Below are 17,976 nucleotides of genomic sequence, written 5' to 3' on the forward strand. Positions count from 1 at the left end.
GGAGAGGGGGAGGACTGGATGGAAGCTACCGCCAGGTAGGTGCGGGGTCACGGGCGAGGGGGTGTGATGGTCACCTCAATTCTAAGCGCGCGCTCAGCTTTGCGCAGGAGGGCGGTGGTCGCCGCGGCGGGAGTGGTGGCGCCCCGGGGTGCGGCGGTGCTGGTGTCTGCGGCCCGGTGGCGGGCTCGTCACGCCCCCGGGGCGGGCAGGTCAGGGGAGTTCGGGAACGGCCGGTTCCGTGCCCTGGGGCGGGTGTTCTCCCAGGTGCTCGGGGCGGATGCGGCGCCGGCGCCGGTGCTTGAGCAGGGCCCACGGGGCGCGCGCCGCCGTGACCTCGGTGCCCGCTTCCCGTACCGCCGTGGCCGCCGCCTGGGCCACCGGGAGCACGTCCTCGTCCCGCGCGGCCTCCAGCCGGTCCGCCTCCGGCCACAGGCCGAGCGCCGCGCACAGCGTGGGCAAGAGCGCCATGGACGCGGTCGCGTACCCCTCCGCCGAGGGGTGGTAGTTGTCCACCGAGAACATCTCGCGCGGGTTCGCCGCGAACTCGGGGCCCAGCAGGTCGCCCAGCGAGACCGTGCGCCCGCCCTGCTCCACGGTGACGATCGTCTGGGCCGCGGCGAGCTGTCGGGACACCCGTCGGGCCAGCCACCGCAGCGGCTGGTACACCGGCTCGATCGTGCCCAGGTCGGGGCAGGTGCCGACGACGACCTCCGCCCCGGCCGTACGCAGCCGGCGCACCGCCGACGACAGGTGCCGCACCGACTCCGTCGGCGGCATCCGGTGCGTCACGTCGTTCGCACCGATCATGACCACGCACACGTCCGGCAGCCGGGACGTGTCCGACAGCAGCAGCGTCACCTGCCGCTCCAGGTCGTCCGAGCGGGCGCCCGGCAGCGCCACGTTCACCACGTCGACCGGGCGCTCGGCCACCGCGGCCAGGCCGGACGCCAGCAGCGCCGCCGGCGTCTGGCCCGCGCGCCGCACCCCTTGGCCGGCGGCCGTCGAATCGCCGAGCACCCCGAGGAACAGCGGCTGGGCGCGGCCGAACGCCAGCCCGTACAGCCCGTCGCCCCGCGGGGGCAACGGCGCGAGGCCGCCGCCCACCGATCTCTTCGCGAGCTGGACCTCGGCGAGCAGCAGCCCCACGGCAGCCACTCCGACCAGGCCGATGCCGCCGCCTCCGTAGGCCGCGCCCGCAGCGATGCGTCGCGCCACTCTCGCTCCCGACACCCGCCACCTCCTGTCGTCAAGAGCTAACTGCCCGGTAACCGCCGTCGCCCAATCACGGTCACCTCCGCATACGCTGGAGCGCACCCTCAATCGGTTCAACGCAATCGGTCCAACGCCAGATCCCGGAGAACAATTGTGCGCTTCCACAACTCGATGATCAGTCTTGTCGGCAACACGCCGCTGGTGAAGCTGAACAGCGTGACGGCGGGCATCCAGGCGACCGTCCTGGCCAAGGTGGAGTACTTCAACCCGGGCGGCTCGGTCAAGGACCGCATCGCCCTGCGCATGATCGAGGCGGCGGAGGAGAGCGGCGCCCTCCAGCCCGGCGGCACCATCGTCGAGCCGACCAGCGGAAACACCGGCGTCGGGCTGGCGATCGTGGCCCAGCAAAAGGGCTACAAGTGCATCTTCGTCTGCCCGGACAAGGTGTCCACGGACAAGATCAACGTGCTGCGGGCGTACGGCGCCGAGGTCGTCGTCTGCCCCACCGCCGTCGACCCCGAGCACCCGGACTCCTACTACAACGTCTCCGACCGGCTGGTGCGGGAGACGCCGGGCGCTTGGAAGCCGGACCAGTACTCGAACCCGAACAACCCCCGTTCGCACTACGAGACCACCGGTCCCGAGCTGTGGGAGCAGACGGCGGGGAAGATCACCCACTTCGTCGCCGGCGTGGGCACCGGCGGCACCATCTCCGGCACCGGGCGCTACCTCAAGGAGGTCAGCGACGGCCGGGTCGAGATCGTCGGTGCGGACCCCGAGGGCTCGGTCTACAGCGGCGGCTCCGGCCGCCCGTACCTGGTCGAGGGCGTCGGCGAGGACTTCTGGCCCACCGCGTACGACCGGACGGTGACGGACGAGATCGTCGCCGTCTCCGACAAGGACTCCTTCCAGATGACCCGGCGCCTCGCGAAGGAGGAGGGGCTGCTCGTCGGCGGCTCCTGCGGCATGGCGGTCGTCGCCGCGCTGCGCGTCGCGGAGCGGCTCGGACCGGAGGACGTGGTCGTCGTGCTGCTGCCGGACAGCGGACGCGGCTACCTTTCGAAGATCTTCAACGACGAGTGGATGGCGGACTACGGCTTCCTGGAGGAGGCCGGCCCGTCGGCTTCCGTCGGTGACGTGCTGCGCCACAAGGAGGGCGGCGCGCTCCCCAGCCTGGTGCACATGCACCCGGAGGAGACCGTCGGCGAGGCGATCGACGTACTGCGGGAGTACGGGGTGTCGCAGATGCCGATCGTCAAGCCGGGCGCCGGGCACCCGGACGTGATGGCCGCGGAGGTCATCGGCTCGGTGGTGGAGAAGGAGTTGCTGGGTGCCCTCTACGCCGGGGCCGCGGTGCTCGCCGACCCGCTGGAGAAGCACATGAGCCCGCCGCTGCCGCAGGTCGGCTCGGGGGAGCCGGTGTCCGAGCTGATGGCGGTGCTCGGTGCGGCGCAGAGCGCTGCGGACGCGGCGATCGTGCTGGTGGAGGGGAAGCCGACGGGGGTCGTCAGCCGGCAGGACCTGCTGTCGTTCCTCGCGGGCAACGCGAAGTAGCGCGACGGGTTGCCGGGCCGCCGGGCTGCCCGGTCGGCGGCTGGCGGCTGGCGGGTCGGCGGTCTGTCGGGCCGTCGTGGTGGTCCGGCCGACCGGCAGTTTTCACACGGCCGCAGCACGGGCTTAACACGGAGCGGGAACAGTGGTGGATGTCGGCGGGGCGCCTCGCGTAGCGGGCGCCTCGACCGGCACCACACCGGCGTCACGGGCTTCGGAGCGGCTCCCGGTCCCGACGGCGCCTGGACGCGGCGGTGCCCGGCCCTCACCGGGCCGCGGCCGCGTCCCACGCGGGGACCGTCGTCGTCCCGACCTCCGGCCGGCGGCCGAAGGTGTGCGGCGGCCCCCGCGTCATCTCCCCGAGTGATCGTCCCGTGGCGCGGGCCTGACTGCCCCTCGGCCCTCCCGGTCAGTCCGTCCAGTCGGACTTCTCTTCGCGATTGCGCTCCCGGCCCAGCCACGGCCAGCCGCGGGCGGCGTGCACCGCGTTGACGCCGACGATGCCCAGCCAGGTCACGATCAGGCCCTTGAGCCCGGCATTGACCACGCCTATCGCGGTCAGGGGCACGGCGAGGATGATCGATATGATCCCGAAGCCGAACCGCTCGCCGAAGCTCGCGTCCACCGGCAACTGCGGCGCCTTCGCGCCCCGGGCCACCACCATCTGCTGCTCGGCCATCTGCCGGCGCACCCGGCGGTCCACCGCGCCGTCCACGCGCTGCTCGACCTTCTCCAGGAACGAGTCGACCAGCGCCGACTCGTACTCCTCGCCGAGGTCGCGACGGGCGTTGAGCGTGGCGTTGAGTTCTTTCCTGAGCTCAGGATCGCGGGCTTCCATAGTCCTCAACGCTACGGCCCCCGTCTCCGCCCGTCAGTGGGGCTACCCCCCGTCTTTCCCCTACGGGACACGGGACACGGGCGGCGCGCGCCATCGAGACCCACCGCCCCGACTCCCTGGCCCGGGACGTCTACGCGGAGCACTTCGTGCGCGCCGCCCCCGCGTCCGCCCACTGGCCGGTCCGCCCCCGGCACGTCCCGCGCGGCGCGACCGACCGCTCTGGGGCCGGTTCGCCCGCTACTTCGGCCTGCGGACCCGGGTCCTCGACGACTTCCTGCTCCGCGCCGCGCACGCGGCTGACGTACGACAGGCGGTGCTGCTCGGAGCGGGCCTGGACACCCGGGCGTTCCGGCTCGACCGGCCCGGGGACCGGGTGGTCTTCGAAGTCGACCGGCCGGGCGTGCTGGCGTTCAAGCACGGGGTGCTCGACGGGTTGGGCGCCGCTCCCCGGGCGACGCGGGTCCCCGTGCCGACCGACCTCCGCGCCGACTGGACCCGGGCCCTGGCCGACGCGGGCTCCGACCCCGCCGCGCCCAGCGTCTGGCTCGCCGAAGGGCTGCTCTTCCACCTGTCCGCCGCCGCCGAGACCCGGCTCCTCGACGCCGTGCACGGGCTGACCGCGCCGGGCAGCGCGCTGGCGTACGAGGTCAAGCTCGACGAGGACCTGTGGAAGCACCGCGACAGCCCGCTCTACACCGAGACGGCCCGGCAGATCGGCATCGACCTGCTCTCCCTCTTCGTCCGTGAGCCGCGGCCCGACTCCGCCGGGGACCTGGCGGACAAGGGCTGGTCCACGTCCGTGCGCACCCCGTTCGAATTCACTCTGCGCCACGGCCGCGGTCCGCTGCCGGAGCCGAACGACGCGCTGGCGGGCAACCGGTGGGTGTTCGCGGACAAGCGCCGCCCGTAGCCCGTAGCCCGTAGCCCGTAGCCCGATGCCCGATGCCCGATGCCCGATGCCGTACGCCGTACCCACGCGCCCGCCACGTGAGTACGGCGTACGGCGTCGTACGGGCCGTGGCCGGGGCTACTTGGCGAGGCCCGCCTTCCGCGCCCAGTCGGCCGCTGCGTCCTCCGCGTCCTTCTTGTCCTTGTCGACCTGGCGGTTCAGCTCCGTCAGAGCGTCCGTCGTCAGGGCCGCGCCCAGCCCGGCCAGTGCCTTGCGCACTCGTGAGTCCGCCTTGCGGTCGGCGATCAGCGGGACGACGCGCTGGCCCGGGACGAGGCCCTTCGGGTCGCTGAGCACCACCCACCCCTCCGCCTTGATGTCGACGTCCGTGGTGAAGAGGTTCGCCACGTCCACGTCGCCCTTCTTCAGCGCGCTCTTCACCAGCGGGCCGGAGGAGTCCAGCGACTTGAACTCCTTGAATTCCACCCCGTACACCTCTTTCAGCCCGACCACCCCGACGACCCGGGTCTTGACCTCGGGCAGCGCCCCGATCGTCAGCTCGCCGTTGTGCTTCGCGAGGTCGGCGAGGGAGGAGAGGCCGTACTCCCGTGCCGTCTCGCGGGTGACGGCGAAGGCGTCCGAGTTCTCCGCGAGGCCGTACGGCAGCACTTGGAGCCCGGCCGGCAGCGCCATGGCGATCCGGTTCTGCATCTCGCCCTCCTCCGTCGCCCGGGACTTCTTGTCCAGGTGGTGCAGCAGGGCGCCCTGGTACTCGGGCAGCAGGTCGATGTCGCCGCCGCGCAACGCGGGGAAGAGGATCTCGCGGCTGCCGATGTTCGGACGGACCCGCACCTTCACCCCCGCCTCCTTCAGCACGGCGGCGTACAGATGGCCCAGGATCTGGTTCTCGGTGAAGTTGGCGGTGCCGATGGTGATCCCGTCCTTGCTGGACCCGCCGCCGGAGACGTCGCCGCCCTCGCCTTCGAGGGAGGTGATGCCGCCGCCGCACGCGGCGAGCGCGGGCACGGAAGCGACGGCGAGCAGCCCGCCCAGCAGGGCGCGCCGACGGACGTCGGGGTACGGGGGCTGATGCACGGTCATGGTGATGTGGTCCGTCCTTGATGGCTACGGTTGCCGAAGAGGGCGCGTTGGACGCCGGCGAGGGCGAGGTCGAGGACCAGGGCGACGGCCGCGACGAGCACCGCGCCGCCGAGCACCTGCACCAGGTCGCGCTGGGCGAGCCCGTCGAAGACGTACCGGCCGAGCCCGCCGAAGCTGACGTAAGCGGCGATGGTGGCGGTCGCCACCACCTGGATGAGCGCCAGCCGCAGCCCGGTCATGATCAGCGGCGCCGCGAGCGGGACCTCCACCCGCAGCAGCACCTGGTGGGCGCGCATGCCCTGGCCACGGGCGGCGTCGCGGACCTCCGGGTCGACCGCGCGCATCCCGGCGTAGGTGTTGGTGACGATAGACGGGACGGCGAGCGCGACCAGCGAGACGTACACCGGGGTCATGGACAGCCCGCTGGCGAGGAACACCAGCACGATCAGCCCGACGGTCGGCAGCGCCCGGCCGAAGGAGGAGAGGTTGATCGCGAGGAACGCGCCGCGGCCGGTGTGGCCGATCAGCAGCCCGATCGGCAGCCCGATCACCGCCGCGACGACGGTGGCGATCAGCGAGTACTCCAGGTGCTCGGCCAGCCGGTTCGCGATGCCGTCGACGCCGGACCACTGGTCGCCGCTGGTCAGCCAGGAGCCCAGGTCCTTGAGGAGTTCACCCATCTCAGGCCCTCCCGCCCTTCCGGTTCCAGGGGGTGAGCACGTACTGCACGGCCACCAACAGCGCGTCCGCGACCAGTGCGAGCAGCAGGGTCAGGGCGACCCCGGCGACCACGGGCGTCGGGAAGTCGCGTTGGAAGCCGTCGGTGAAGAGCTGTCCGAGGCCGCCGTCGCCGATGTACGTGGCGACGCTGACCAGTGAGATCGACATGACGGTGGCGATCCGCACCCCGGCCGTGATCACCGTTAGGGCGAGCGGCAGTTCGACGGTGAGCAGGGTCCGCAGCGGTCCGGTGCCCATGGCGCGCGCCGCCTCCTTCACCTTCGGGGGCACGGCGTCCAGGCCCTCGACCGTGTTCCGCAACAGGACGACCAGCGTGTAGACGGTCAGGCCGATGACGGTGGTGGTGCGGGTCAGCCCCGACACCGGCAGCAGCAGTACGAAGATCGCGATCGAGGGGATCGTGAAGAGGACGTTCGCGAGGCCCAGCAGGACGCCGCGCAGCAGTCGTACGCGGTGGGCGAGGACGGCGAGCGGCAGGGAGATCAGCAGGCCCAGGGCGACGGCGGTCAGCGCCGTTCGGAGGTGGTCCACGCTCAGTTCGGTCAGCTCGGCGGCGTGGTCGCCGATCCAGCCCCAGTCGATGGTCACGGGGTGCCGCCCCGGGGGGCCGCGGGCTCGCCGGCCGCCGTCCCGCCGTCGCTGCTGTCGTACGGGTCAGTCCGTGCGTCCGCTATGGCGGTGGGGGCTGCCGGGTCCGGGGCGCGCGCCGCGGTGGTGTGCGCCGCTGTGGTGTGGGCCGCGCCCGCCCGTTCGTGGATCTCCTCGCGCGAGGTGACCCCGGTCAGCGCACCGGCCGCGTCCACCCGGGCGACCAGCCCGCACGGCGACGAGACGGACTCGTTCAGCGCGGACAGCAGCGAGTCGGCGTCCCGCAGCGGCCGTACGGGACGCAGCGCGGTGCCGTCGGGCGCGTCCCGGTCCCGCCAGCCCACCGGCGTGCGCCCGGGGCCGAGCACCAACTCCCAGCGCCCGCCCTCGGGCACCGGCCCGCTCGCCACGTCCGCCAGCGCGATCAGCGACAGCAGCTTGAGGCCGCGCTCCGCGCCGAGGAAGTCGGCGACGAACGGGTCCGCAGGGCGGGCCAGGAGCTGCGCCGGGGACGCGTACTGCACCAGCTCGCCCCCGGTGCGGAAGACGGCGATCCGGTCGCCCAGCCGTACGGCCTCGTCGATGTCGTGGGTGACGAAGACGATCGTCTTGGCCAACTCCTTCTGAAGCCTCAGCAGCTCGTCCTGGAGTTGGGTGCGCACCACGGGGTCGACCGCGCCGAACGGCTCGTCCATCAGGAGCACGGGCGGGTCCGCGGCCAGCGCCCGGGCGACGCCGACGCGCTGTTGCTGACCGCCGGAGAGCTGGTGCGGATAGCGCTTGGCCGCCTCCGGCGCCAGGCCCACGATCTGAAGGAGTTCGGCGGCGCGCGCCCGCGCCTTGCGCCGGCCCCAGCCGAGCAGCAGCGGCACGGTCGCGACGTTGTCGAGGACGGTGCGGTGGGGGAAGAGGCCGGACTGTTGGATGACGTAGCCGATGGAGCGCCGCAGCAGGGCCGCGTCCTGGGCGAGGACATCCTTGCCGGCGACGCGGATCGTGCCGGAGGTGGGCTCGACCATCCGGTTGACCATGCGCAGCGTGGTGGTCTTGCCGCATCCGGAGGTGCCGACCAGGACCGTGATGGCGCCGTCCGGCACGTCCATCGTGAGGTCGTGAACCGCCGTGGTGCCGTTGGGGAAGCGTTTGTGCACTGCTCGGAATTCGATCATCAGTCGTCCCTTGCCCGGCTGCATATGGTCATGCAGAGTTCTGAGTGGCTGAATAACTTGTCAATGTCCCGGTGTCGATCGCCTCGCGATGGATGCCCGAACGGCGGGATCTGCTGTCTGGACGGGGAGGATTTCGCAGTGATGTCGTCTCGAATGACGGACAGCTCGCGTCGTGCAGACGGCACGACGGAGCCCGCGACTCCCGCACCCCAAGCACCCGACCCGGCAGCTCCCGTACCCAATCCCGCGCCGTCCGCACCCACTCCGGCGCACCCTTCCGCCGCCTGCGGCACATCCGACGTCGTCGGCTGCGAGCCGGTCCCCGCGGTCCGGGCGCTGCGCCCGCGCGACCTGCGTCCCGACCCCGGGCTGCCGGCCGGACGGGCCTTCACGCCGGCGGTCGGCGCGAAGGCGGAGGACCCGGCGGACCGCCCGCTGACCGATGATGTGGCAGCGGCGGCCACGCTGCTCGACGACCTCGCGGGGTTCGTCGGACCCGTGGCGCAGCCGCCCACCGGCCCCGAGGCCGAACCCGACCGGAACGACGAGAACAGGTGACCTACGGCATGACAGACAGCCCCGCCGCGCGGCTGCAACAGCTCTTCGAGGGGCACCGGCTCACCCCCACCCAGCGGCGCATCGCCCACAGCATGGTGCGCCGCGCCGCCGACGTGCCGTTCCTGTCCAGCGTCGAGCTGGCCGAGGTCGCCGGCGTCAGCCAGCCCTCCGTCACCCGCTTCGCCGTCGCCCTCGGCTTCGACGGCTACCCCGCGCTCCGCAAGCACCTGCGGGAGGTCGTGCCCCCCGGCTCGGTGCCCGTCGAGGACGCCCTCAACGAGTACCAGCAGGCCGTCCGGGCCGAGATCGACAACCTGCGCCACCTCTCCGACCTGCTCGCCGACCCGGCGTCGGTGCTCCGCGCCGGCGCCCTGCTCGCCGCCTCCCGCCCGCTGCCCGTCCTCGGGCTGCGCGCCGCCGCCGCACAGGCCCGCGGCTTCGCGTACTTCGCAGGCAAGGTCCACCCCGACGTCCGGCTGCTGGACGAGGGCGGCACCCTGCTCGCCGACCGCATCGACGACGCCCGGCGCGCCGGCGCCACCGCCCTGCTCTGCTTCGCGCTGCCGCGCCACCCCCGCGAGGTGGTGGCCGCCCTCGCGTACGCGCAGGACGCCGGGCTGACCGTCGTCACCGTCGCGGACTCCGCGTTCGCCCCCGTCGCCGGCCACAGCGACCTGCTGCTCCCGGCCGCCGTGGGCACCGGGCTCTCCTTCGACACGGCCTGCGCGCCGATGCTGCTGGGGCGGGTGCTGCTGGAGGCCATGTGCGACGACATCCCGGAAGCACAGGCGCGCCTGGAGGAGTTCGACGCCAAGGCGGCGGCGCGCGGCCTCTTCGTCGAGTGATCCGGCGATGCCCGTCGGCCGAGTGACGTCGGTCGGCCGATTTCTCAGGCGGCCCTCAGAAAACGTCGCTAACCTCCGCCGGACGGACATCTCTGCGAGGAAGGGGTACGGACGTGGGGCGCGGGGCGCAGTCGTTGGCGAGGGTGGCGGTGGTCGTACGGGCGGGGGCCGCGCCCCTGTGGTGGCTCGGGCTCTTCGGCGCCGCGATCGGCGCGCTGGTGCCGGGGCTCACGGGCCGTCGGATCGGGCTGCTCGCCGGCGCCGCGGCGTTCATCGTCGCGCTGGCCGTGACCGCCGTCGCCCGCCGACGGCGCTACGCCCACTTCGCGCAGGCGGCGACCCGGGCCGGCCGCTCCGACATCCTCCAGGACCGCCGGGTCACCCTGCGGATCCGGCGGCGCGCGCTGCGCTGGTGGTTCGCGGCCGTCTTCGTCGTCGCCGTCGGCAGCTCCTTCGCCCTGCCCGGCACGGTCGGCCTGCTCTTCGCCGGCGTCGGCGCCGGCCTGTGGCTGAAGGCGCTCTGGCTCGGACGGCTGGAGCGGGACGGCGAGCACCTGCTGTGGCTGCGGACCGACTGGCTGTCCGGCGGCGCGGTCGGCAAGGCGGTCAAGGGGTTCAGGACCACGGGTGTCGCGGCCGGGGACGCCGCGCCCGGCGGAGCCCGCCGCCGCTGACCGGGTCGGGCCGCGGACCGGCGCCGTCGACCAGCTTCGCCAGCCGGACACAGGAGGCGCGGGCCTCCCGGTGCAGCCGGTCGACGTCCACGCGCGGGCCCGCCGTCAGAGCGAGCGCGGCCGAAGGACCCACCGCGTACGTGGCGACGTAACCCCGCTCGCCGCGCACCAGCACGTCCTGGAACCGGCCGAGCCCGGTGGCCTCGCTCAGCCGTGCGCAGACGCCGAGCGCGACGACCGCCAGCGCGGCGGCGCACTCCGGGTCCCCGACGTCCGAGCCGAGCACCAGCCCGTCCGTGCTCGCCGCGAGCGCACCGGTGAGCTGCGGCAGGCGCAGCCTCAGCCCCTGCAGTTCGGTGAGCACGTCCTCCTCGGTCGGCATCGACCCTCTCCTCCGTGGGGGTGTCCAGGAGGTTACGCAACGTCGCTGCCCTGGCCGAGAGTTGTGGCATTTTCCATCGGAACATGCCCCGGGCCCGGTACAGTTCGCGCCTGCGCGGTGCCGCCCGCACCAGGCTCCCGGGCCCGCGACCCGGCTACAACAGCGCGTCCACCTGCGCACCGCCCGACTCCGCCACGATTTCCGCGGTGCTCTGCGCCGCCCGTACGAGCGCGAACGAGCCGCCCCCGTAGCCGTACACCGCCGGACGCGGCAGGCTGTTGTAGCCGTAGTGGTTCGAGAAGTAGTACGCGCCGGTGTCCAGCGCCGCGACCACGTCCCCCTGCTCCAGCGGCGGCAGCGCCCGCGACTCGGCCAGCAGGTCGCCCGCGAAGCAGGCGGGCCCGGCGACGTCCTGCACCACGGGCGCGCCCGTCTTCGGCCGCCCCCCGCCGTCGTACGCCGCGATCCGCAGCGGCCAGGACGCGGGCGCGTAGACCGTACGGGTCGCCACCTGGACGCCCGCGTGGGTGACCGCGATGGGGCGCCCGCCGGACGCCTTCGCGTACTCGACCCGGGCCAGCAGCGTGCCGTGCTTGGCGATGAGGGACCGGCCGAACTCGGTGACCAGGCCGTACCGTCCGTCCAACAGTCCAGGCACCGCGTCCTTCAGCAGCCGGGCGTACTCGGCGTACGTCGGCACCTCCTCGTCGGAGGCGAAGTTCACCGGCAGCCCGCCGCCGATGTCGACGGTGTCCACCTGCTGGCGGCCGGCCGCCGCGTTGATCTCCTCGGCCAGCGCGTACGCCTCCCGCACGCCCTCCACCATGCGGGCCAGCGGGACGCCCTGCGAGCCGGAGTGGGTGTGCAGCCGGGTCAGCCACGGCCGGTCCAGATACATCCGTACGACCGCCTCCCGCGCGCCCGCGTCGCGCAGCGCCACCCCGAACTTGGAGGTCGCGGTCGCGGTGGACAGCGCGCCGATCGAACCCGCGCCGATCTGCGGGTTCACCCGCACCCCCAGCGGCGGCAGCGCGTCGCGCCCGGCGACCAGTTCGTCCAGCCGCGCCACTTCCTGCGGGTTGTCGGCGTTCAGCGCGATCCCCGCGTCCAGGGCCTCGCGCAGTTCGCCGGCGGTCTTCGCGGGGGAGTCGAGCACGGTCCGCCCGGCCGGCACGCCGGCGGCGCGGGCGAGCGCCAACTCGCCGGGGCTCGCCACCTCGGCGCCGATGCCTGCGGAGTTCAGCAGCGCCAGTACGGGCACCAGGGGCGCCGCCTTCACGGCGAAGGCGTGCAGCACGGGGGCGTCGGTGACGGCGGCGAACGCGTCGTGCAGCCGGGCCGCGGAGGCGCGGATCCCGGCGGTGTCCAGCAGCGCGACGACCGGGTGCGCCTCGCTGAGCAGCCCCTGCTCGACCGCGGCGCGCACGGCCGCGTCACGACGGCGTACGACGGCTTCTTCAATGTGTCCAGCGTGTTCGACGTGTTCGAAGGCCATGTGTGCCAGCCAACCACCCGGCCCTGCTCCGGCGCGACCTGTTGACTAGACCTATTCATAGGATCAGGATGTGAATAAGTCGAGTCGCGAGGAGGCGCCGCCATGTCAGGACCCCGCCCCGTACGGGCACCGCGCGGTACGGAACTGAGCGCCCTGGGATGGCAGCAGGAAGCAGCCCTGCGCATGCTCCAGAACAACCTGGACCCCGAAGTCGCCGAACACCCCGACCGTCTCGTCGTCTACGGCGGCACCGGAAAGGCCGCCCGCGACTGGCGCTCCTTCGACGCGATGGTGCGCACCCTGAAGACCCTGAAGGCCGACGAGACCATGCTCGTCCAGTCCGGCCGGCCCGTCGGCGTCATGCAGACCCACGAGTGGGCCCCGCGCGTCCTGATCGCCAACTCCAACCTGGTCGGTGACTGGGCCAACTGGGAGGAGTTCCGCCGCCTGGAGGCCCTCGGGCTCACCATGTACGGCCAGATGACGGCCGGTTCCTGGATCTACATCGGCACCCAGGGCATCCTCCAGGGCACGTACGAGACGTTCGCCGCGGTCGCCGCGAAGAAGTTCGGCGGCACCCTCGCCGGCACGATCACCCTCACCGCCGGACTCGGCGGCATGGGCGGCGCCCAGCCGCTGGCCGTCACCATGAACGACGGCGTCGCGATCTGCATCGACTGCGACCCGCGCGCCATCGAACGCCGCATCGAGCACCGCTACCTGGACGTGCGCGCCGAATCCGTCGAAGAGGCGCTGCGACTGGCGACCGAGGCGCGCGACGCCCGCCGCCCGCTCTCCGTCGGCCTGCTGGGCAACGCGGCCGAGCTGCTGCCGCGGCTGCTCGCCGAGGGCGCACCGATCGACGTCGTCACCGACCAGACCTCCGCGCACGACCCGCTCGCGTACCTCCCGGTCGGCGTCGACTTCGCCGACATGGCGACGTACGCGGCGAAGGACCCCGCCGGCTTCACCACCCGCGCCCGCGAGTCGATGGCCCGCCACGTCGAGGCGATGGTCGGCTTCCAGGACGCCGGCGCCGAGGTCTTCGACTACGGCAACTCCATCCGCGGCGAGGCGAAGCTCGCCGGCTACGACCGTGCCTTCGACTTCCCCGGTTTCGTCCCCGCGTACATCCGCCCCCTCTTCTGCGAGGGCAAGGGTCCCTTCCGCTGGGCCGCGCTCTCCGGCGACCCCGCGGACATCGCCAAGACGGACCGGGCGATCCTCGACCTCTTCCCCGAGAACGAGTCCCTGGCCCGCTGGATCCGCCTCGCCGGCGAACGCGTCCACTTCCAGGGCCTGCCGGCCCGCATCTGCTGGCTCGGCTACGGCGAGCGCGACCGCGCCGGCGAACGCTTCAACGACATGGTCGCCAGCGGAGAGTTGGCCGCGCCGCTGGCGATCGGCCGCGACCACCTGGACTGCGGCTCGGTCGCCTCCCCGTACCGCGAGACCGAGGCGATGCTCGACGGCTCCGACGCGATCGCCGACTGGCCGCTGCTGAACGCGATGGTGAACGTCGCCTCCGGCGCGTCCTGGGTCTCCATCCACCACGGCGGCGGCGTCGGCATGGGCCGCTCGATCCACGCCGGCCAGGTCACCGTCGCCGACGGCACCCCCCTCGCGGCGGAGAAGGTCCGCCGGGTCCTCACCAACGACCCGGGCATGGGCGTGATCCGCCACGTGGACGCCGGCTACGACGCGGCGGAGTCGGTCGCCGCGGAGCAGGGCGTCCGCGTCCCGATGCGGGAGGAAGCGTGAGCACCCACCGCGACGCCCGTCCGCAGGGCCCTTCGCCGCTCCCGCCGGCGACGGCCGGCGGCGGGGACGCGCCCGTGGCGCCGGCGGCAGGGGACGCCCGGGGATCCGGTGGGGCGGGCGACGGCCCTGGCCGTACGGACGGCGGCGGGCTCGCCGCCGACGGCCGGCCGGTGGGGGGCGCAGCACGCGGCGGCTCGTCCTTCCACGAGATGTGGCGCGAACTCGCCCCCGTCGGGCGCGACCCCGGCAGCCGTGGGTACCGCCGGTACGCCTGGACCGGGGCCGACGCCGACTGCCGGGCGTGGTTCCGGGCGCAGGCCGTCGGGCGCGGTCTGCGCTACGAGGTCGACCGCAACGGGAACCAGTGGGCCTGGCTCGGTGACCCCGACGCCGGGGACGCCGTCGTCACCGGGTCGCACCTGGACTCCGTGCCCGACGGCGGCGCGTTCGACGGGCCCCTGGGCGTCGTGTCCTCCTTCGCCGCGCTCGACGAACTCCGCAGCAGGGGAGCGGAGTTCGCCCGGCCGCTGGCCATCGCCAACTTCGGCGATGAGGAGGGCGCCCGCTTCGGGCTCGCCTGCGTCGGTTCCCGCCTCGCCGCGGGCCAGCTCACCAAGGTCCAGGCGCACGCGCTCGTCGACGCCGACGGGGTGACCCTTCCCCAGGCCATGGAGCGCGCCGGGTTCGACCCCGACGCCATCGGGCCGGACCCCGAACGCCTCGCCCGCGTCGGCGCGTTCGTCGAACTCCACATCGAGCAGGGCCGCGCCCTCGACCTCACCGAACACCCCGTCGGCATCGCCTCCGCGATCTGGCCGCACGGCCGCTGGCGGTTCGACTTCGCCGGCGAGGCCAACCACGCCGGCACCACCCGCCTCGTCGACCGCCGCGACCCGATGCTGACGTACGCCGAGACCGTGCTCGCCGCCCGCCGCGCCGCCGAGGACGCGGGCGCCGTCGCCACCTTCGGCAAGGTCGCCGTCGAACCCAACGGCGTGAACGCGATCCCGTCCCTCGTCCGCGGCTGGCTGGACTCCCGCGCCGTCGACCAGGACACCCTCGACGCCGTCGTCACCGCGGTGGAGGCCGCGGCCCGCGAGCGGGCCCGCCGCGACCGCGTCGAACTCACCGTCGTCCGCGAGTCGTTCACCCCCGTCGTCGACTTCCCGCACGCCCTGCGCGACGAACTCGCCCGCATCCTCGGCGGCTCCGGCTCCGGCTCCGGCTCCGGCTCCGGCTCTGGTTCCGGTTCCGTGCCCGTCCTCGGCACCGGCGCCGGCCACGACGCCGGCATCCTCTCCGCCGCCGTCCCCACCGCGATGCTCTTCGTCCGCAACCCCACCGGCGTCTCGCACTCCCCGGCCGAGCACGCCGCCGAGGACGACTGCGTCGCCGGGGTCCACGCACTCGCCGACGTCCTGGAGGGCCTGGCATGCCGGAGCCGCTGAAGCCCACCACGTACTGGGCCGAACACGCCTGGCTCGACCCGCACGTCGCCCCCGGCGTCGCGCTCGACGTCGGAGCCGACGGCCGGATCTCCGCCGTGCGCACCGACCTCGACGCCCCGCCGCCCGGCGCCGTACGGCTGCCCGGCCTGACGGTCCCCGGCCTCGCGAACGCCCACTCGCACGCCTTCCACCGGGCCCTGCGCGGCACCGTCCAAGTCGGCTCCGGCACCTTCTGGACCTGGCGCGAAGTGATGTACGGCGTCGCGTCCCGGCTCACCCCCGACACGTACCACGCCCTCGCCCGCGCCGCGTACGCCGAGATGGCGCTCGCCGGCATCACCGCCGTCGGGGAGTTCCACTACCTCCACCACGGCCCCGGCGGCACCCCCTACGCCGACCCCAACGCCATGGGCGAAGCCCTGATCGCCGCCGCCGACGACGCCGGCGTCCGCATCGCCCTCCTCGACACCGCCTATCTGCACGGCGGCCTCACCGCAGCCGGCCACCACCCCCTCGAAGGCCCCCAACTCCGCTTCGGCGACGGCTCGGCGGACGCCTGGTACGAGCGCTGGACCCGGCTGCGGGCGCGCGAGCGCGACGACCGGGTACGGATCGGCGCCGCGCTGCACTCCGTACGCGCCTTCGCCGAGGACGACGGCTACGCCGAATTCGCCGCCCGCACCGACGGCGCCCCCGTCCACGTCCACCTCTCCGAACAGCCCGCCGAGAACGAGGCGTGCCTCGCCGTCCACGGCACCACCCCCACCGGCCTCCTCGCCCGGCACGGCTTCTGGAAGCCCACCACCACCGCCGTGCACGCCACCCACCTCACCGACGACGACGTCCGCACCCTGGGCGCGGCCGGCGCCGGCGTGTGCATGTGCCCCACCACCGAACGCGACCTCGCCGACGGCATCGGCCGCGCCGCCGACCTCCAGCGCGCCGGCACCCCGCTGAGCCTGGGCAGCGACAGCCACGCCGTGATCGACCTGCTCGAAGAGGCCCGGGCCGTGGAGTTGGACGAGCGGCTGCGCACCCGTACCCGCGGCCACTTCACCGCCGCTTCGCTGCTGCGCGCCGCGACCGCCGACGGACACGCGGCGCTCGGCTGGTCGGACGCGGGCCGCCTTGCGCCCGGCGCCCCCGCCGACTTCGCCACTGTCGCCCTGGACACCGTGCGCACCGCGGGCCCCGTGCCGCGGCTGGCGGCGGAGGCGGTGGTGTTCGCCGGGACGGCGGCGGACGTACGGGACGTCGTCGTGGCGGGTCGGCCCGTCGTCCGCGACGGCACGCACCTACGGTTGCCGGACGTGGCGGCCGAGTTGGCGGCGGCGATCGCCGCGGTGCGGCCGTGACGCACCGGAGCCCCCACGCCGTAGCAGCAGGTCCGGCCGGACCGGGAACGCAAGGAGCAGCAGCACGGTGACCACCACCACCCTCATCACCAACATCGGCACCCTGGTCACCAACGTCCCGGGCCTCGGGGACGACTCCCCGCTCGGCCTGCTGACCGAAGCCGCCGTCGTCATCGCCGGCGGCAAGGTCGCCTGGGTCGGCCCCGCGGCCGAAGCCCCCGCCGCCGACGAGCGCCACGACGCCGAAGGCCGTGCCGTGCTGCCCGGCTTCGTCGACTCCCACTCCCACCTCGTCTTCGCCGGCGACCGCACCCAGGAGTTCAACGCCCGGATGTCCGGCCGCCCCTACCGCGCCGGCGGCATCCGCACCACCGTCGCCGCGACCCGGGCCGCCAGCGACGAGGCCCTGGAGGCGAACCTCACCCGCTACCTCGCCGAGGCCCTGCGCCAGGGCACCACGACCTTCGAAACCAAGTCCGGCTACGGCCTGACCACCGGGGACGAAGCCCGCGCCCTGCGCATCGCGGCGCGCCACACCGACGAGGTGACCTACCTCGGCGCCCACATCGTCGCCCCCGAGTACGCGGACGACCCCGCCGGCTACGTCGCCCTCGTCACCGGCGAGATGCTCGACGCCTGCGCCCCGCACGCCCGCTGGGTCGACGTCTTCTGCGAGAAGGGCGCCTTCGACGGCGACCAGGCGCGCGCGGTCCTCGCCGCGGGCATCGCGAAGGGCCTGGTGCCGCGCGTCCACGCCAACCAACTGGGCCACGGCCCCGGCGTGCAGATCGCGGTCGAACTGGGCGCCGCGAGCGCCGACCACTGCACCCACCTCACGGACGGCGACGTGGCCGCGCTGGCGGACGCGGCGGGCACCACGGTCGCCACCCTGCTGCCGGGTGCGGAGTTCTCCACCCGCGCGACCTGGCCGAACGCCCGTCGGCTGCTGGACGCGGGGGCGACGGTCGCACTGTCGACGGACTGCAACCCGGGGTCGTCGTTCACCTCCTCCATGCCGTTCTGCATCGCGCTCGCGGTCCGCGACATGGGCATGACGCCGGACGAGGCGGTGTGGTCCGCGACGGCGGGCGGGGCGGCGGCGCTGCGCCGCAGCGACGTGGGCCGCGTGGCCCCCGGCGCCCGCGCGGACCTCGCCCTCCTGGACGCCCCCAGCCACGTCCACCTGGCCTACCGCCCCGGGGTCCCCCTGGTGCGGGAGGTCTGGCGCCACGGGGTGCGGCTGCCCGTCTAGGCCGTGTCGGGAGGCCCAGTGCGTGTCCGTGCACCTCTGGGCGTACCCGCGGCATCTCTGCGGGAGCGTTGGTCTCCACGGGCCCGGTGGCGGGCTTGCCGCGCACTCCCCGCGCCC

General features: G+C 73.9%; 15 protein-coding genes and 2 pseudogenes. 9 read left to right on the forward strand and 8 right to left on the reverse strand.

The genetic code is table 11. The annotated features are described in order from the left end of the window. Positions 1–210: 210 nt before the first annotated feature. On the reverse strand, positions 211–1,230 hold the full coding sequence (locus ACH4E8_RS09200; RefSeq protein WP_398445875.1) for an SGNH/GDSL hydrolase family protein: 1,020 nt from the start codon (positions 1,228–1,230) through the stop codon (positions 211–213). 135 nt (positions 1,231–1,365) lie between these two features. Between ACH4E8_RS09200 and ACH4E8_RS09205 the strand changes: the two genes are divergently transcribed. After that, the gene (locus tag ACH4E8_RS09205) at positions 1,366–2,766 is read left to right on the forward strand and encodes a cystathionine beta-synthase (protein WP_398445877.1); all 1,401 of its coding nucleotides are present in this window, start codon (positions 1,366–1,368) and stop codon (positions 2,764–2,766) included. Positions 2,767–3,172: 406 nt separating this feature from the next. On the opposite strand, the gene ACH4E8_RS09210 is transcribed toward ACH4E8_RS09205, so the two are convergent. Beyond that, positions 3,173–3,601 carry a hypothetical protein gene (locus tag ACH4E8_RS09210; protein WP_398445878.1) on the reverse strand — a complete coding sequence of 143 codons (429 nt, stop codon included), beginning with the start codon at positions 3,599–3,601 and terminating at the stop codon, positions 3,173–3,175. A 92-nt stretch (positions 3,602–3,693) separates the two neighbouring features. On the opposite strand from ACH4E8_RS09210, the pseudogene ACH4E8_RS09215 reads away from it, so the two are divergent. Continuing rightward, positions 3,694–4,511: pseudogene (locus ACH4E8_RS09215) on the forward strand (SAM-dependent methyltransferase). Positions 4,512–4,628: 117 nt separating this feature from the next. On the opposite strand, the gene ACH4E8_RS09220 reads toward ACH4E8_RS09215, so the two are convergent. From ACH4E8_RS09220 to ACH4E8_RS09235, 4 genes are read right to left on the reverse strand one after another with little or no spacing between them, the layout of a single operon-like run. Continuing rightward, positions 4,629–5,591, reverse strand: a complete 963-nt coding sequence (locus tag ACH4E8_RS09220; protein WP_398445880.1) for an ABC transporter substrate-binding protein — start codon at positions 5,589–5,591, stop codon at positions 4,629–4,631. Next, entirely contained in the window at positions 5,588–6,271 is a 684-nt protein-coding gene (locus tag ACH4E8_RS09225; protein WP_398445882.1) for an ABC transporter permease, read from the reverse strand. Before ACH4E8_RS09225 ends, ACH4E8_RS09220 begins: the two co-directional genes overlap by 4 nt. A gap of 1 nt (position 6,272) precedes the next feature. Continuing rightward, positions 6,273–6,920: an ABC transporter permease gene (locus ACH4E8_RS09230; protein WP_398445884.1), complete on the reverse strand. Its 648-nt coding sequence runs from the start codon at positions 6,918–6,920 to the stop codon at positions 6,273–6,275. After that, positions 6,917–8,089, reverse strand: coding sequence for an ABC transporter ATP-binding protein (locus tag ACH4E8_RS09235; protein ID WP_398445886.1), 1,173 nt, complete (start codon positions 8,087–8,089; stop codon positions 6,917–6,919). The genes ACH4E8_RS09230 and ACH4E8_RS09235 overlap by 4 nt, the downstream gene beginning before the upstream one ends. A 282-nt stretch (positions 8,090–8,371) precedes the next feature. On the opposite strand from ACH4E8_RS09235, the pseudogene ACH4E8_RS09240 reads away from it, so the two are divergent. The 3 genes and pseudogenes from ACH4E8_RS09240 to ACH4E8_RS09250 form a co-directional block, all read left to right on the forward strand. Next, positions 8,372–8,647: pseudogene (locus ACH4E8_RS09240) on the forward strand (hypothetical protein); the annotation flags it as partial. 8 nt (positions 8,648–8,655) lie between these two features. Further along, entirely contained in the window at positions 8,656–9,492 is an 837-nt protein-coding gene (locus tag ACH4E8_RS09245) for a MurR/RpiR family transcriptional regulator (RefSeq protein WP_398445887.1), read from the forward strand. A gap of 113 nt (positions 9,493–9,605) precedes the next feature. Beyond that, positions 9,606–10,166, forward strand: coding sequence for a hypothetical protein (locus ACH4E8_RS09250; RefSeq protein ID WP_398445889.1), 561 nt, complete (start codon positions 9,606–9,608; stop codon positions 10,164–10,166). On the opposite strand, the gene ACH4E8_RS09255 is transcribed toward ACH4E8_RS09250, so the two are convergent. Then, complete coding sequence (locus tag ACH4E8_RS09255) at positions 10,108–10,548, reverse strand: roadblock/LC7 domain-containing protein (protein WP_398445891.1); 441 nt, start codon at positions 10,546–10,548, stop codon at positions 10,108–10,110. The genes ACH4E8_RS09250 and ACH4E8_RS09255 overlap by 59 nt on opposite strands. 154 nt (positions 10,549–10,702) lie before the next feature. After that, entirely contained in the window at positions 10,703–12,043 is a 1,341-nt protein-coding gene (locus ACH4E8_RS09260; protein WP_398445893.1) for a diaminopimelate decarboxylase, read from the reverse strand. Positions 12,044–12,145: 102 nt separating this feature from the next. On the opposite strand from ACH4E8_RS09260, the gene hutU reads away from it, so the two are divergent. The 4 genes from hutU (at position 12,146) to hutI (ending at position 17,859) form a co-directional block, all read left to right on the forward strand. Beyond that, positions 12,146–13,804, forward strand: a complete 1,659-nt coding sequence (gene hutU / locus ACH4E8_RS09265; protein ID WP_398445895.1) for a urocanate hydratase — start codon at positions 12,146–12,148, stop codon at positions 13,802–13,804. 209 nt (positions 13,805–14,013) lie between these two features. Beyond that, positions 14,014–15,252 (forward strand): allantoate amidohydrolase, encoded by a 1,239-nt coding sequence (locus ACH4E8_RS09270; RefSeq protein WP_398446121.1) that lies wholly within the window; start codon positions 14,014–14,016, stop codon positions 15,250–15,252. After that, positions 15,237–16,607 (forward strand): formimidoylglutamate deiminase, encoded by a 1,371-nt coding sequence (locus ACH4E8_RS09275; protein WP_398445897.1) that lies wholly within the window; start codon positions 15,237–15,239, stop codon positions 16,605–16,607. The genes ACH4E8_RS09270 and ACH4E8_RS09275 overlap by 16 nt, the downstream gene beginning before the upstream one ends. A gap of 67 nt (positions 16,608–16,674) precedes the next feature. After that, positions 16,675–17,859, forward strand: a complete 1,185-nt coding sequence (gene hutI, locus ACH4E8_RS09280) for an imidazolonepropionase (protein ID WP_398445898.1) — start codon at positions 16,675–16,677, stop codon at positions 17,857–17,859. The last annotated feature ends 117 nt before the right edge of the window (positions 17,860–17,976 follow it).

Origin of the sequence: Streptomyces sp. NPDC017979, from assembly GCF_044328175.1 — a bacterium.
Lineage (GTDB): Bacteria > Actinomycetota > Actinomycetes > Streptomycetales > Streptomycetaceae > Streptomyces.